Annotated in this window: 14 protein-coding genes; 5 read left to right on the top strand and 9 right to left on the bottom strand. The window is 46.4% G+C overall.

What is annotated here, in order from left to right; all coding sequences use genetic code 11:
- Window positions 1-8 precede the first annotated feature (8 nt).
- Genes ACFTRD_RS12095 through ACFTRD_RS12080 form a run of 4 tightly spaced genes read right to left on the bottom strand, consistent with a single transcriptional unit; the run spans window position 9 to window position 4604 of the window.
- Window positions 9-650, bottom strand: a complete 642-nt coding sequence (locus ACFTRD_RS12095; protein ID WP_379380070.1) for a metallophosphoesterase — start codon at window positions 648-650, stop codon at window positions 9-11.
- Window positions 643-1728: an ABC transporter ATP-binding protein gene (locus ACFTRD_RS12090; protein ID WP_379380068.1), complete on the bottom strand. Its 1086-nt coding sequence runs from the start codon at window positions 1726-1728 to the stop codon at window positions 643-645. The genes ACFTRD_RS12095 and ACFTRD_RS12090 overlap by 8 nt, the downstream gene beginning before the upstream one ends.
- Window positions 1712-3496, bottom strand: a complete 1785-nt coding sequence (locus tag ACFTRD_RS12085; RefSeq protein ID WP_379380066.1) for an ABC transporter permease — start codon at window positions 3494-3496, stop codon at window positions 1712-1714. Before ACFTRD_RS12085 ends, ACFTRD_RS12090 begins: the two co-directional genes overlap by 17 nt.
- 10 nt (window positions 3497-3506) lie before the next feature.
- Window positions 3507-4604: an ABC transporter substrate-binding protein gene (locus ACFTRD_RS12080; protein ID WP_379380064.1), complete on the bottom strand. Its 1098-nt coding sequence runs from the start codon at window positions 4602-4604 to the stop codon at window positions 3507-3509.
- A gap of 158 nt (window positions 4605-4762) precedes the next feature.
- Here ACFTRD_RS12080 and ACFTRD_RS12075 point away from each other — a divergent pair, with 158 nt between their 5' ends.
- Window positions 4763-5662, top strand: coding sequence for a LysR family transcriptional regulator (locus ACFTRD_RS12075; protein ID WP_379380062.1), 900 nt, complete (start codon window positions 4763-4765; stop codon window positions 5660-5662).
- A 53-nt stretch (window positions 5663-5715) separates the two neighbouring features.
- Here the strand turns inward: ACFTRD_RS12075 and ACFTRD_RS12070 are convergent, their stop codons facing one another.
- The gene (locus ACFTRD_RS12070; RefSeq protein ID WP_379380060.1) at window positions 5716-5868 is read right to left on the bottom strand and encodes a hypothetical protein; all 153 of its coding nucleotides are present in this window, start codon (window positions 5866-5868) and stop codon (window positions 5716-5718) included.
- Between the two features lie 2 nt (window positions 5869-5870).
- Entirely contained in the window at window positions 5871-5999 is a 129-nt protein-coding gene (locus tag ACFTRD_RS12065; RefSeq protein WP_379380058.1) for a hypothetical protein, read from the bottom strand.
- Window positions 6000-6186: 187 nt separating this feature from the next.
- Here ACFTRD_RS12065 and ACFTRD_RS12060 point away from each other — a divergent pair, with 187 nt between their 5' ends.
- Window positions 6187-7257, top strand: coding sequence for an SDR family oxidoreductase (locus tag ACFTRD_RS12060; protein WP_379380056.1), 1071 nt, complete (start codon window positions 6187-6189; stop codon window positions 7255-7257).
- A 57-nt stretch (window positions 7258-7314) separates the two neighbouring features.
- On the opposite strand, the gene ACFTRD_RS12055 is transcribed toward ACFTRD_RS12060, so the two are convergent.
- Together ACFTRD_RS12055 and ACFTRD_RS12050 are read right to left on the bottom strand one after the other, a co-directional pair.
- Window positions 7315-7686 (bottom strand): winged helix-turn-helix transcriptional regulator, encoded by a 372-nt coding sequence (locus ACFTRD_RS12055; RefSeq protein WP_379380054.1) that lies wholly within the window; start codon window positions 7684-7686, stop codon window positions 7315-7317.
- A 61-nt stretch (window positions 7687-7747) separates the two neighbouring features.
- On the bottom strand, window positions 7748-8647 hold the full coding sequence (locus tag ACFTRD_RS12050; RefSeq protein ID WP_379380052.1) for a LysR family transcriptional regulator: 900 nt from the start codon (window positions 8645-8647) through the stop codon (window positions 7748-7750).
- A 143-nt stretch (window positions 8648-8790) separates the two neighbouring features.
- On the opposite strand from ACFTRD_RS12050, the gene ACFTRD_RS12045 reads away from it, so the two are divergent.
- The 3 genes from ACFTRD_RS12045 (at window position 8791) to ACFTRD_RS12035 (ending at window position 12351) form a co-directional block, all read left to right on the top strand.
- Window positions 8791-9810, top strand: a complete 1020-nt coding sequence (locus ACFTRD_RS12045) for an alpha/beta fold hydrolase (RefSeq protein ID WP_379380050.1) — start codon at window positions 8791-8793, stop codon at window positions 9808-9810.
- A 269-nt stretch (window positions 9811-10079) separates the two neighbouring features.
- Window positions 10080-10961, top strand: coding sequence for an AraC family transcriptional regulator (locus ACFTRD_RS12040; protein ID WP_379380048.1), 882 nt, complete (start codon window positions 10080-10082; stop codon window positions 10959-10961).
- Window positions 10962-11070: 109 nt separating this feature from the next.
- On the top strand, window positions 11071-12351 hold the full coding sequence (locus ACFTRD_RS12035) for a glycoside hydrolase family 27 protein (protein ID WP_379380046.1): 1281 nt from the start codon (window positions 11071-11073) through the stop codon (window positions 12349-12351).
- Between the two features lie 276 nt (window positions 12352-12627).
- On the opposite strand, the gene ACFTRD_RS12030 is transcribed toward ACFTRD_RS12035, so the two are convergent.
- A complete protein-coding gene (locus ACFTRD_RS12030; RefSeq protein ID WP_379380044.1) occupies window positions 12628-14910 on the bottom strand; it encodes a glycoside hydrolase family 3 N-terminal domain-containing protein in 2283 nt (760 codons plus the stop codon).
- Window positions 14911-14958: the final 48 nt, after the last annotated feature.

Here is a 14958-nt window from a genome sequence, read left to right as displayed (position 1 = left end):
TTGTTGAGTTATACAGACTCATTTCCAAGTAAAGAATCGAACTGAATGTTTAAAGGTTGCTGAACGGAAACGTACCAACGTACCTGATTCGTAAGATCCACGAGGGTGAGGAAGTGCCCGTGACCAGCCCCAGTATCAATACCTAATTTTCCATCGCCTGACCATATCTGCCACGGAGGGATGTGAAACCGGAACGTTGACGTATGACCAAAAATGATAGTATACCTTGAGTCCATTGGACTTTCCAAAAACGGTTGTCGAATTTCGGTCAGATCTTCAGGCGTCTGAAAGCCCAAAGGAACACCTGGTCGTATTCCGGCATGCACAAACAAGTATGATTCACTTATAAAGAAAAGTGGCAGGCGATCCAGAAAGTTCCGATAAAATTGAATTTTATCCGGACTAACTGAATCCGAATTTTGCATACATTTCAACCACTTACGTTCATTGTTCCCTTGTAATGCAATCGCTCCTTGTTGGGTTAGAGCATCTACCAACTGCAGAGTTCCCCAGGAGTCGGGACCTTTATTTACATAATCCCCAAGCAAAACCAATTGGTCACGATATGCGCGATATCCCGCAGCATTCAAAAGCTCTTTTAGAAGATGTCCATATCCATGGATATCGGACACAGCGAGAAGTCTACCCATTTTCCGGTTCTGTTCCTCCTAGGTAAATCATAGTTTGCTCTGAACGAAACTGCAGCCAACGCACAGATCCGGGTTCAATATATTCTGTGTTGAAAGCATGAACACTTTGATTATCCTTGGTTTGCATAATGATCCTCCAATGAATGCCCTCAAAAATGGATTGTTTTACCCAAACTTGAAGTTGATTAAAAGCACCATCCTCCGGCTCGCTAACAACTGTTATATGTTGTGGGTGAATCATAACAACTGCTCGTTGACCGGCCATTCCATGGTTCATGATTTGCCCGGAAATGCACTGACCTTCTGCCAAAACTACCGATTTATGTATGGTATAGCTTCCGGAAAGTTTGTTGTGATAACCCATAAGCTGGGCAACCCAAGGGGTTGCTGGGCGATTGAATAGCTGATGGGGTTCAGCGAACTGATCGATTCCTCCGTCTCTCAGAACCATGATTCGATCCGCCAGCGTAAAAGCCTCAAGCATGTCATGAGTAACGTACAGCACGGTTGTTTCAAGATCAGACAAAAGGGAAGCCAGCTCGCTGCGCATTTCGGTGCGCAGCTTCACGTCCAGATTAGACAACGGCTCATCCATCAGCAGGATGGAGGGTTCTGTTGCAAGTGCGCGCGCCATCCCGATTCGCTGCTGCTGTCCACCTGAGCATTGGGATGGCAATCGATCCAGCAAACCTTCCAATTGCAGCATGGTTTGGAGGTGATCAAGCCTTTGTTTTCGCATAGTTGATTCCGTTTTGGATCGTTTCATGCCATATTCAATGTTTTGGCGAATTGTCATATGCGGCCATAATGCGTAATCCTGAAACACCATATTGACCGGGCGCTTCTCTGGAGGCGTAAAATCTTTCAAGCTATCCACACATTTGCCATCCATTTCGATTACTCCCCCATCTACTCTCAGTAACCCGGCGACGAGTTGTAGCAAAGTGGACTTTCCACATCCCGAAGGACCGAGAATGCAGATTCTTTCGCCATGGTTCAATGCAAAAGATAAGGGGCGAAGAACCTCCTGTTTGTCAAAGGACTTGTGAATTCCCTCAAGTTTAAGAATCGAATTCATATGATGAACCTCCATGTGTTATTCGTTGGTTTTCTGCTGGAATGGTCATCTCCGTACGCTTGCTTCGGCGATTGTCACTCCATCGAAACATGCATTCCCCTGCAAACTGAATCAGGAGGATGAGAAGAAGTAACGTCATTCCACTTAGAACTGTAGCTGCTGTTGCGTATCCGTATCGGCCGAATTCAAAGGCTTGGTCAATTACGATTGGCATGAGAACATAATTTGCTGGCTGCAACATGGAAGCTAAAGCCAAATCGAACACACTTGTTCCAAAAGCAGCCAGCATCGCAAGAAGCAATGATCTGCGCACCAACGGCAGAACGATATGTACCATTCGACCAACCGTTCCGGCTCCTTGTACAGCTGCTGCATTTAATACAGATGGCGAGATGGTTCCGAACGATCCCAATTGAACGCGAACGGCATAAGGAATAGCTCCCGCTATAACTGCAATGACAAGCAAGGCAGGTGTGCCATATAGATGCAGGTGCAAGTATTCAAGCCATTTCTGATTCCAGACGAAGATATAACCTATGCCCATAACAATTCCCGGCACGGCCAGAGAGACGATAGAAAATAATTGTAGTCCCCCCTTCATCTTCGATTCGGTAAACGTAAGCACGTACGCGACTATGAAACCGATGATAATACTGAGTACTGCTGCAAGTGCAGCTATGGCGAGCGAATGGACCATTCCTTCTATAAAATTGAGCTGGGTATGATCTGCTGCAGCTTTGGAAAAGAGTGAAAGATAATGATCCATTGTTAAGTTTTGAAGCGTGAAGCCTTCGCCTATCCTTTTCATGATGGACACACACAAGCTGCTTCCTAAAGGAATGCCAATACTTATTGCTATCGAAACCATTGTAATCGCATTAATTAAATAGCTTTTTTGGGGTTTCCTTTTCACGCTTTTGGTTGCCTTAGCACTCAGAAAATCAAATCTGGATTTGCGCAGACTCATCACAAGAATGAACATCGCCAGGCTTAATAAAACTACTAAATAGAAAGCAAGCACGCCGGCCATATCAAATCGGACCGGTGATTGATAGATCGCTGAATAAATTGAATAGGTTAGCGTTGGAAAACGATACACTGTCGACAGTGCCGCCGGCAGCCCAAAATCCCCTACTGTATCAATAAATACAAGCGTAGCTCCAGCGATGATCGATGGTACCGCAAGCGGAAGCTCTACAGTACGCCATACCGTCCAAGGACCTGCACCGTTCATGCGAGCAGCATGTCCATAATAACTAACACTCCATTCTGCTGAAGCGAGCACTGCTAGATATGCCAAGGGGAACTTGCTCAAAGCCATAATGACCATTAGCCCAACGGGTTGAAATAAGAACGATGTTAACCATTCCATGCCAAGTAAACGACTTGCAATTCCATCGGCCCCTCCGAAAAGCACCCAGCCTTGTGCCAGCATGAAAGAGGGTGTAATGAGTAAAAGCCATACTCCTGCATCCAATAGACGTCCTGTTGCATACTGCCAACGTGCTCTCATCATGGCAAGGCAAGTACCGAACACAGTTCCTAATAGGGCTGTTCCAAGGCCTAGCCATAACGAATTTAATAATGATTGACGCCATAACGGACGTTGAAAAATCTCGCCAAGTAATCCGAACCCCTGAAAATGTATGTTTCCAAAAAATATGCCAGGCAAAAAGGCATTTAACAGAACAGCCAGCAACGGGAGAAAGATGACGATGAATAAAAGAATTCCAATGCCCAATCCCCAACGAGTACCTGAATTTTTCATAGATAATTCCTTATTTTACGTTTTGGTCTGCAAACCATGTTTTAATTTCCACTTCGTGCTCCGCAGCCCAGACGGCTGGTGGAATCATGAATGTTGGGTTCAGCTCACGGTCTTTCCGAGGTACTACGCCCTGCACAAGTGGTGTGAAGAAGCTGTCGGAAGAGTCCAGAGAGGCCAGCATTTGTTGGGTTTCGGGTTTGAGCATAAATTCAATAAAGGCTTTTGCCGCAGCCGGGTTTTTGGTATGTTTACTGATCGCAGCGACTCTTAGGCTTCCTGGGGCCCCTTCTTCCGGCCAAATAATATCCACTGGTTCTCCGGATAGCTTGAGGTCATAAGCATTGCTTTCCTGCAGGGCGGCAATATCAATTTCTCCCGAAACCAGAGCACTTCCTAAAGGTCCGTTTTTGGGATATACTCGTAAGCCCTTATCCATCATTTGACTATACTTTTGCTCTGCATCGGAAATTCCCCAGTGGTGGAACAGGGAAGAAACGAGCGGATATGCAGGCGCTGCAACCGCTGGATCAGCCTGGCCTGCATTGCCGTCATACTTGAAGAAGTCATCCCATGACTTGGGTGCCTGTTCTTTGGTAAGACGATTAGTGTTGTATGCAATGACAGCTGAAGCATGAATAGTGATAGGCGTATAAGCGTGGTCTTCAGGAATAAGCGATGCTCCATAATCGCTAAGGTTTCCGATGTTATCCGGAACCCAATCCGTCATGAGGAATCCTCGATCTGCAAGATTTCGAATGGAACCGTGACCATCCATCATAACTACGTCCCATTGGGGGTTGCCCTGTTCCGCTTCAATCTTGGCCAGCGCCTCTCCTCCACCATAATGGACCGCTTCAATTTTGAAGCCAGTCTGCTTGGCAAACTCAGGAGCTACAATATCCACAAAATCATTGCCATATAAATAAATGGTCTCCCCCGTATCTTCATTGGAAGAGCTGGCATTCTCCCCTTTGGACGATGTTGTTGATGTTTCGGATCCCCCCGAAGTTGTGTTGCTGCCCGTGACGTTTCCCCCACCACATCCTGCCACGATCAATACAAGTAATAGACTGATTCCACTCAAACGTTTTCTCCAACTAAAATTCATGTTTATCCCCCTAGATAATATTTTTAAAGCCTTTAATCATCATAATGGGGATCTTGAAGATTCATATTATGCTAGAGTTAAACTTGTTTTAAATATTATTAATGAATTATATAATAAGATAGATATTATCTATGTTTGGACAAGAGGAGGCCCTACATATGAACTTGCAGCAGTTAAAAGTGTTTGTACATGTTGTGGAAATGCAGAAATTATATTTGGTTGCGGACAAACTTAATATTACGCAGCCTACAGTGACGTTCCATCTAAACAAGCTTCAGGATGATGCCGGCGTGGCTTTGTTCCATACGAAAACCTATCATGTCATCAAATTGACTGAAGCTGGAAAATCACTGTATCATTACGCTGCACAAATGGTTGCATTAAACGAGGAGATGCTTCGCACGCTTGAAGAACAGAGGGGAACAGCTTCCAGGCGTTTGAGGATTGGAAGTACACATACCCCTGCTACATATATCCTTCCTGAGTTGTTGTCCAAAGTCAGACAAGAACATCAACTTTTTTTGAGTATCGATGTCAAGCCTGCAGCCCAAATCTTGGATAAGATTAAACATTATGACCTGGATGTCGGAGTCATTTCGCTTGCGGAGCCAGATGATACTGATTTTATCTATGAGCCATTAATGAAAGATGATCTGGTGATTATCTTTCATCCAGATCATTTCCTTGCTGCTCGAACAAATATCACCTCGAAAGATTTAGCAGGGCTCCCCATCATTGCTCATGAAAGAGGCTCTACTAGTCGCCAGCTTATCGATCAATGGGCTGCCAACAATGATATTCAATTTACAGAGGTGATGGAATCGTCAGGTTCAGAAGCATTGAAATCAATGGTACGTCTTAACATGGGCATAGGGATGGTGTCCCAAGCTTCAATCCTTCAAGAACTTGTCAAGGGAGAATTGAAATCCTGCTCCATTCCTGATTGGAACCCTGTAAGGACCATATATGCTGTTCGTCACCGTAACAAGCTTCTTACACCTTCGCTGAATCTCTTTTGGCGTATGCTGATTGAGAGTTTCAACTCACGAATAAAATAATAAACATAACACTCTTTTCCTGGATAAAGTCGTTCTTTATTCCACGCCCCATCTCAACTCGGGACAAGAACTTGACGCTCACCGGTCTGTTCTGCTTTTTCCACTGCATCAAGTAACTGATGCAGTTCGACCGCATCCGCAAACCCTGGTGTTAAGGATGTTGCATTCTGGATATCTTCGGCAAATTTGCGGTAAGCCTGAGCCATATTCAGAATAAATCCTGAATTCCAACATAACCGTCTGCCAATAGATCTTTCACATCATTAATGGCTGGGGCTTGTCTGGCCTGTAATCCAATGGCATTTGCCAATTGGCCAGAAACTACCCACTCCTGCATTTCGAGTGCTTCAGCCGTATTTGATCGCCGACCGTTTCATTTGAAGTGATGCTTCTCCTTACTCCCCTAATCCCATATAACAACCATATCTTACTTTTAAGTTCGTATGGAACTTTAAGGTGCGTACTTCTCATCTTTCTTGTTCTGAGTCACAATAATGAACAGAAGAAGAGAGGAGAAATGCCCAATGAAACCCGAACAATCTGTTACCCAATATACTGCCCTTGTCATCGGTGCTGCAGGAGTCATTGGAAGAAATCTAATTGATCATCTTATGACCCTTCCCGAATGGGATATCATTGGGGTATCTCGCCGCGGAGGGAAAGATGCTCCAGGTTTACGTTATATATCTGCCGATTTACTGAACGAAGCGGATACTCGAGCGAAACTGAGCGATTTAACGACGGTTACTCATATTTTCTATGCTGCTTATCAGGATCGCCCGACGTGGGCCGAATTGGTGGAGCCGAACCTGGCGATGCTCGTCCATGTGGTAAATACAATTGAACCAATCGCCCCCAACCTGCAACATATCAGTCTGATGCAGGGTTATAAAGTGTATGGCGCACATCTAGGCCCCTTCAAAACACCTGCAAGGGAAACGGATGCTTATCATATGCCGCCTGAATTCAATGTGGATCAGCAGCGGTTTCTTGAGGATCGCCAGCCAGCAAGCAGCTGGACCTGGTCAGCCCTGCGCCCTTCTGTTGTATGCGGATTTGCTCTTGGTAATCCAATGAATCTTGCGATGGTGATCGGAATGTATGCTTCTATCTCTAAAGAGCTTGGCTTGCCGCTTCGCTTCCCCGGGAAACCGGGAGCTTACCATTCCTTGCTTGAGATGACCGATGCATCGCTACTTGCACGGGCGACCGTCTGGGCAGCAACGAATCCGCGCTGTGCCAATCAGGCGTTCAACATTACCAACGGTGATCTCTTTCGCTGGGATGAACTCTGGCCCAAAATTGCTGACTTTTTCGAATTGGAAACAGCTCCTCCGCTAACCCTTTCGCTTGCAACCGTAATGGCCGATAAAGAAATCCTGTGGAATTCGATGATTGAGAAGTATGGCTTAATGAATAATTCCTATGAGTCCGTCTCTTCATGGGCATTCGGTGACTTTGTCTTCTCATGGGATTATGATTTTTTCGCAGATGGTTCCAAAGCCCGCCGGTTCGGCTTTCATGAATTCATTGACACAGAAGCGATGTTTATGGACATATTTACAAATTTAAGAGAACGGAAGATCATTCCGTAATGAAAATATGATGAAAAGGCCGATTCCTCTCTGGAATCGGCTATGCCTTATTGTTTTTCAATCATTTGAGTTTGGCGGCTTGAATAGAATCTTCCCTCGATCACCATAAACTTTTTCCACATGCATATCCCCCCATCTGCACATGAGATGAAGAATCTCTTTCAAACTCCACCCATATTCCGTTAATTCATACTCCACCTTTGGCGGAATTTGGTGATGTGAGATGCGTAAGATGATCCCTGCCTCTATTAATTCATTTAGCTGCTGCGTCAACATCTTCTGTGTAATGGCGGGGATCAGCTTCAACAATTCCCCATTACGTTTCTTACCAAAAGTAAGATGGAATAGAATAACTGGCTTCCATTTGCCGCCAATTACTTCAAGAAGAGCCTCGACTGCAGTGTTATATACTTTGATGGGTTCCTGCATGCCACATTCCTCTCCCTTTCCAATATCAATATGCTCTGATCATATTCCAGGATTCAAAAATTTAATGATGTTCTTCCATACCAATAACTTCCCTGGCCGCCTCTATGAAAGATAAAATGACTGGCGAGATCCATTTGTCCTTGTGCCACAACATCTGAGTATGCACATGCAAGTCAGGTATTTCCCACGGAAGCGCAACAAGCTCGCCCCGTGTAACTTCAGCTTTTACTGTCATTTCAGGAAGAAAGGCGATGCCGATTCCCGTTATAGCACATTGTTTAATAGCCTCAGCATTTTGAAACTCCAAATACGTAATGCTGTCCATACCTTCTTTCTCGAATCCCCGGTCAAACATGGTGCGGTACGTACAGCCCTTTTCATTTGTCAGGAACACTTCGCTATGAAAATCCTCCAGTTGCAGCACCCTTCGTTTCGTGAGCGGATGGTCCGGAGCAGCGTAAAGGCGGAACGTTTCTTCTACCAACGGTTCCACGGTCAGGCCGCCTGAACGAATGGATTCATCCAACATAAAGACGACATCCGCAGTGCCATCAAAGAGCGTTTGCTTAAGTTGTTGATTGGGAACGGAACGAAAAATGAGACGCACTCCCGGATGACGCGAACGAAACAGATGAAAGACAACAGGAAGCCGATAAGCGCATAGAACCTCATTGGCACTGATGGTCAGAGTACCGCTTAGATTCTCATCGTCAAGAACCATGCTGCGAGCTTCGTCCAACTGGTTAAGAATGCCTTGGACATGCGCTAAAAATCGTATACCCGCATTTGTAAGCGCGAGTTGTTTGCCGAGGCGGTCAAAAAGACGAACGCCAAGTTCATCCTCCAATGCTTTGATTTGCATCGTGACGTTCGAGGGAACATAATTCAGCACTTCCGCAGCCCGCGTAAAATTTAATGTGGTTGCAACTGTGCGAAATGTTTTCAGTTGGCGTAGTTCCATCCTGCAGTCACCCTCTTACTTTCAATTTTATTGAATACAGTTTTGAATTCTATTCACTTTTACTGAGAGTACCACAGGTCTATACTGACAACAAGAAATCACATGCCACAGATGTGGTTTTCATTTGAAGGGAGAGAAATAAGATGGATTATGAAATTTTTAATTTGGGTGATGTGACATTGCAATCCGGAGTAACGTTACCTAACGCTTTTCTGGCTTATAAAACGTATGGAACATTGAATGAAAAAAAGGATAATGTCATCATCTATCCGACCGCATTTGGAGATCAGCATATTCAGAATGAATGGTTGATTGGCGACGGCGCAGCCTTAGACACGCAAAGATACTTCATTATCGTTCCGAATCTGCTGGGTAACGGATTATCTTCGTCTCCCAGCAATACGCCGCCTCCATTTGACCGAACTCACTTTCCGCAGGTCACAATCTATGACAACGTTACATTTCAACATCGGTTGGTCACCGAAAAATTCGGCATTCAGAAGATTGCACTTGTTGTGGGATGGTCCATGGGAGGCATTCAAGCATTTCAATGGGGAGCAAGTTATCCAGACATGGTGGAACGAATTGCGCCCATCGCCGGCATGGCGAAGACTTGGCCTCATACGTTTGTTGTCCTGAACGGGGTAATCGCTCCCCTCATGGCTGCCTCCCTCTTCGATGCAAACAAACGACAAAATTTAACTTCTGCAGACTTGCGGGCTGTAGGCCGTGTCTATGCGGGATGGGGTTTGTCACAGGCGTTTTACAGAGAGGAACTTTATCGGGGGATTGGATATGACTCATTGGCGGATTTCGTAGCCGGGTTCTGGGAAGAGGCGTTTATGAAAATGGACCCTCACAATGTGTTGGCGATGTTATGGACAGGCCAATTCGCAGATATTAGTGCTAACCCGATGTATAACGGGAATTTCGATAAGGCCCTTCGGAGCATTACAGCGCGTGCGTGTATCATGCCCGGGACCACAGACCTCTTTTGCACGGCGGCCGATAACGAATACGAGGCTCAGCGGATGCCTAATGCTGTGTTTTGTCCCATTGATTCGATCTGGGGACACTTTGCCGGTCGCGGTATGAACAACGTTGATAATCAGTATATTGAGGACAGCCTGAGACAATTGTTGGCGTATAGTGTAGACGAATAAATGTTCATTAACATCGAAATGGCAGAAGTTTGGCAAAAGAACTGGCCCCCTCCTTATAACAAAAAAGGTAACAAAATTGCGCGTATAGGGAGACAATGCTATTGCACTTATCACACTAATCCAATTTAAGTAGTACAAAAAGGTTTAATTGAGCAAGTTGCTCCTATTTCATATAATGAAGTTAACTTCTATTGTTATGTACCATAGTTGCAGAATAACGATCATGACTCTGACCAGTATGCCTATTTACGATCATCAGGAGGACATCTATGAACATTCCCAGAGGTACCTATGGCTTTCGGTTCGCCGAAGATAAGGAGCTCCAGCTATGCGTTTTATTTGCAGCAGGATGTGATTCGATAACCGACCCTACTTATCACTGGGATGGACTGGAACGTACGGATGGCCCCCTGCTGTTATTCCAGTATACGCTCTCCGGTGAAGGTATTTTTGAGTCGAAAGGCCAGATTCACCATGTCACTACAGGACAGGCTTTTTTGGCCGAAATTCCAGGCCCGCATCGCTATTATTATGACTCGGAATCGAAAGAACCGTGGGAGTTCCTGTTCCTGCTATTCCGGCCCAAGCTGATTCTGCCCCATTGGCAAAAGTTCTATCGTGAGGCGGGGGAAGTTCCTTATCTCCCCATCGATTGTACACCAGTCCGGCTGTTGCGGATGATTGTGACCGATGCGGCAGCAGGCCGGATCACCGATCCTCTGATCGCTTCGTCTTGCGTTTATCAGTTCATGACAGAACTGGTCAGATTACAAAAAACAACGCTACGGAACAGGGAAAGCTGGTCGTATAACATACAACGTGCAGCCGAATTTATAGAGCATAACTATTCCAGGATGATCAGTATTGATCAACTTTCTGAGCATGTTTCCCTATCAAAATATCACTTTATCCGTCGGTTCTCCTCCAGCACAGGCTTGACACCAGGAGCTTATCTGACCCGCGTACGTACCGAAAAGGCTATGGAACTGCTTCGAGGGACGTCCCTTAGCGTTGAAGCCATCGCCGAACGAGTCGGTTACTCCAGCGGAAGCTATTTTATCAAGGCATTTCGCGGTTTGACCGGGCTTACGCCGGGTGAATTCCGCAGTGGCGGAGAAAGCCTGGCTTATCGCAAGCTGTTCTTCGACTAACCGCAATATTATGCTATTTTACCTTCAAGATTACAGTGGATTATTAATAAACTCCTATACTATGATGTAATTAGTAAGAGCAATAATTAATCAGTAAAGGAGTATTACCATGAATCATACACTTGCAGCATCAACGCCACCGCTTGGCTGGAACAGTTGGGATTGCTATGGCGCGGCCGTAACCGAAGACGAAATCCGTGGTAACGCGGAATATATGGCAGAACATCTCAAAGAATTTGGCTGGAGCTATATTACTGTCGATATTCAATGGTATGAACCTCATGCAAATTCTTCGCAATACCGTCCATTTGTTCCGCTGGTCATGGATGAATATTCCCGTCTTATGCCTGCGGAGAACCGTTTTCCTTCTGCCGCAGGAGGACGTGGGTTTAAACCGTTAGCGGATTATGTACATAGTCTTGGGTTACAATTTGGCATTCATATCATGCGCGGCATTCCGCGACAAGCGGTTCACGCGGCTACTCCGATCCTGGGCTCAGCCGCAACTGCACGTGATATTGCCCATACGAACTCTATCTGTCCATGGAACACGGATATGTACGGTGTGGATTCAACTAAAGAAGGAGCACAGGCTTATTACGATTCCCTCTTTGAACTGTATGCTCAATGGGGCGTTGATCTGGTGAAGGTAGACGATATTGCCGCTTCAAGACTATACGATACCCATCACCCGGAGATTGAAATGATCTCTAAAGCCATTGAACGCTCCGGCCGGCCAATGGTGTTGAGTCTGTCCCCAGGACCAGCTCCGGTAGAATCCTCTGCGTTTTTCGCTGAACATGCCAACATGTGGCGTGTCACCGACGACTTCTGGGACCTTTGGCCATTGTTACTGGATATGTTTGACCGTTGCCGGACATGGCAGGGTGTCCCCCGGAAAGGCTGTTGGCCGGATTGTGATATGCTGCCTTTGGGACACATCGGTATTCGTTCTGTGGATGGCGGAGGAGCGGATCGTTGGACCCGGTTTACGCCTGATGAACAGTTGACTATGATGTCACTGTGGAGTATTTTCCGTTCCCCGCTCATCTTTGGTGGTGAACTGCGAGACAACGATGACTGGACGCTGTCGCTGTTAACCAACCGTGAAGTTCTGCGCATGCACCGAGAGAGTTTTGGAGCCAGAGAAGCTGTTCGTCGAGGAGATCTTATAGTATGGACAGCTCAACATGCTGAAGGGGCCACTTACGCTGCTGTATTCAACATTGGAGATAGCGCTCTTCCACTGGATATGAACATAGAGGAAATTGGAATCTGCGGTATAACCGAAGGTACTGAACTGTGGAGCGGAGAACCAGCCGAGTTCAGAGAGACATTGTTACATGTGACTGTACCGCCGCATGGTGTGCGACTCTATGAGTTTGTCTAAACATACAATGCTTCAAGAGATCTGTTCTATCAGAACAGATCTCTTTCTTTATTTCAGCTAACAATTCGAATGAATCAGTACGTGCGAATCGTGGAGTTGCTCTTGCTATGAAAGACAAAAAAGCCGCTAGAATAGCGACTTTCATTGCTTTGTGTTCATTTGTAGTGAGGAAATATCCGGGTACTCCAGTGTTCTCTACTACATTTAATTGTTCAAGGACACTCTGGCTTTTTCTTTCACACGTTCTACGGCGATAGCATAAACGCCCTTGCTGCTTCACTTAATCGGTACGATACCTTGATCCGTTTTCACTGGGAGCATGCCGCGTGCTTCCCGTTTCCCAAGAAGCACGTTAATTCCAGCTGAAGTATTTGGCTCCTGCTTTCCGTACACGGCAAGCCCTGAGCGTACGTTCTGTAGATGGAGCATCTCGTAAGGATTACCGAGCGATAACAGCGTGTATCGCTGATTACGTCTGTTCAACTCATTAATTAAGGCTTGATAGTCTGTCCATCCGAACTGACTGGCTGCATTACGGAATTGGTAGGAAGCCAGGATAACATAATCTGCATGAGTCATCGCCTGGAGCGTTTCATTCATCTTCCCTGGACGCATAACGGTAACCTCCGTTTTTATCGACTGGCTCTTTGCGGCTTGCACCAGCTGCTTCTCTAGTTGGTTCCCCTGTTCTTCTTCAGCTGCAACAATAACAACCCGGTCGCCTTGGTGGATTGGATCTGGTTTCACACCTTCACGGCTTGCCAATAAGGTGACCGCTCGCTCTGCGATGCTCTGTTCGACCATGCGATGGGCCTCCGATCCGATCACAACCTCCAGCTTGGATAGCTTGCTTGCAATCGACTCGCTGCGTTCAAACAAACCATATTTTGATTTCATCTCCAAAATTCGCTTTACGGACGCGTGGATGGTTTCCTCCGAGATAGTCCCTTTTTTAACAGCGTTCACAAGGGTTTGATGGGCAGCTGCCGAATCTTGCGGCATGAGGATGATATCCACACCAGCGGAAACCGCGCGTTCTACCGCTTTATTTTCCCCAAAATGCTCTGCTATCGCGTTCATGGTGAAGGCATCCGAAATAATGAGACCTTCGTACCCCATCTCTTCCCGGAGGAGCCCAGTCAATACCTTTTTGGATAACGTGGCAGGGATCGGCACACTTTTTCCGTCGTGGAGTGAAGTAACATGTTCGTTGTCTACAGCAGGGAAAGCAATATGCGCGGTCATGATCATATCTACCCCATTATTGATCGCAGCTAGAAAAGGTTTCAGTTCCACTGCATCAAGCCGCTCTCGGTTATGAGTTAGCACCGGCATTCCAAGATGGGAATCTACCGTCGTATCGCCATGCCCCGGGAAATGCTTGACTGCGGCGATCATCCCCGATTGCCGTAGCCCTTTGATCGTTGCAAGGCCCAGCCGCGTCACCAAATCCGCATCCGAGCCAAATGATCGCATACCGATAATCGGATTGTCAGGGTTGCTGTTAATATCGAGTACTGGTGCAAAGTTAATCTGCAGCCCAAGTGCTTTCAGCTCCTCCCCTGTCAGCCGTCCAGCCGCTTCAGCCAGCGCTGCATCTCCGGTTGCCCCAAGCGCCATTTGACCTGGCAGATTCGTCCCGCCCGGAATTCGCTTAATAACACCACCTTCTTGATCGATGCCAAGAAACAAAGGAATGTCGCCTGCTTCCAATTGCAGATCATGCGTAAACGTTGTAACCTGTCTAGCGTCTACAATATTTTTATCAAAAAGAATAAATCCGCCCAAATCTTGGTTATGAATACTGTGCTTCAGTCCTTCATTAATGGTCGTTGTTACTTTACCGTTCCATTGCCTGATGTCAGGCATGAGCATCTGACCGACTTGCTCGCTGATGGTCATATATGAAATGAGCTGATCCCAATCGTGTGCCTGAATGGCTGCATCACGTTCGAAGCGAATCACTCGCGCCATGAATACGGCAAATTCCGCTCGTGTGACAGGTCGAGCCGGGCGATAAGTACGATCCGAATAACCGCCTACCAATCCGTTTGAGCTCATGATACGAATAGGCGCTGCCGCCCAATGTTTATCCGTATCAGTCAAACTTACGGGATGCCTTCCTTCCACGAGTGAATATGCGCGTGTTAGGAATGCCGTAGTCTCTGCGCGATTAATCGGTGCATCCGGCTGGAAGGTACCGTTAGGAAACCCACTGGCAAGTCCATGCTTTGCAGCAATGGCGATCTCGCGATAAAACGGATGGGTTGTCGGAACATCCGAATATGTTGTTCCTTTCGCTGATAGCTGAAGCTCTTGAGGATAAAGCTCACGCACCATGAACGTGACGGCTTGTGCCCGGGTTACAAGCCCCTCAGGCTTAAATATCCCATTGCCGTATCCAGCCACAGTTCCCCGTTTTGCCATATATGAAATACCGTCTTCTGCCCATTTTGAATGCTGCAGATCGACAAATCGTTCTTCCGCAGCTGCACTTCCTGCCCATAAGAGCATAGAACCGAGAACGGCAGCAATCATTGTCATCCGTTTGATATGCATCTGTTTCACTCCTGTTGATGTTCTGTGTTTCGATCATTAGACGCAACC

The sequence above is a fragment of the Paenibacillus sp. NPDC056933 genome (assembly GCF_042674385.1).
GTDB lineage: Bacteria > Bacillota > Bacilli > Paenibacillales > Paenibacillaceae > Paenibacillus.
The sequence above is the reverse complement of the archived record's forward strand: the minus strand, read 5'-3'. Positions and strand labels throughout refer to the sequence as shown.

Bases quoted from the DNA above. Each gene is read 5' to 3' on its own strand.
- ACFTRD_RS12095 (WP_379380070.1), bottom strand. From the start codon at position 650: ATGGGTAGACTTCTCGCTGTGTCCGATATCCATGGATATGGACATCTT.
- ACFTRD_RS12090 (WP_379380068.1), bottom strand. From the start codon at position 1,728: ATGAATTCGATTCTTAAACTTGAGGGAATTCACAAGTCCTTTGACAAA.
- ACFTRD_RS12085 (WP_379380066.1), bottom strand. From the start codon at position 3,496: ATGAAAAATTCAGGTACTCGTTGGGGATTGGGCATTGGAATTCTTTTA.
- ACFTRD_RS12080 (WP_379380064.1), bottom strand. From the start codon at position 4,604: ATGAATTTTAGTTGGAGAAAACGTTTGAGTGGAATCAGTCTATTACTT.
- ACFTRD_RS12075 (WP_379380062.1), top strand. From the start codon at position 4,763: ATGAACTTGCAGCAGTTAAAAGTGTTTGTACATGTTGTGGAAATGCAG.
- ACFTRD_RS12070 (WP_379380060.1), bottom strand. From the start codon at position 5,868: ATGGCTCAGGCTTACCGCAAATTTGCCGAAGATATCCAGAATGCAACA.
- ACFTRD_RS12065 (WP_379380058.1), bottom strand. From the start codon at position 5,999: ATGCAGGAGTGGGTAGTTTCTGGCCAATTGGCAAATGCCATTGGATTA.
- ACFTRD_RS12060 (WP_379380056.1), top strand. From the start codon at position 6,187: ATGAAACCCGAACAATCTGTTACCCAATATACTGCCCTTGTCATCGGT.
- ACFTRD_RS12055 (WP_379380054.1), bottom strand. From the start codon at position 7,686: ATGCAGGAACCCATCAAAGTATATAACACTGCAGTCGAGGCTCTTCTT.
- ACFTRD_RS12050 (WP_379380052.1), bottom strand. From the start codon at position 8,647: ATGGAACTACGCCAACTGAAAACATTTCGCACAGTTGCAACCACATTA.
- ACFTRD_RS12045 (WP_379380050.1), top strand. From the start codon at position 8,791: ATGGATTATGAAATTTTTAATTTGGGTGATGTGACATTGCAATCCGGA.
- ACFTRD_RS12040 (WP_379380048.1), top strand. From the start codon at position 10,080: ATGAACATTCCCAGAGGTACCTATGGCTTTCGGTTCGCCGAAGATAAG.
- ACFTRD_RS12035 (WP_379380046.1), top strand. From the start codon at position 11,071: ATGAATCATACACTTGCAGCATCAACGCCACCGCTTGGCTGGAACAGT.
- ACFTRD_RS12030 (WP_379380044.1), bottom strand. From the start codon at position 14,910: ATGCATATCAAACGGATGACAATGATTGCTGCCGTTCTCGGTTCTATG.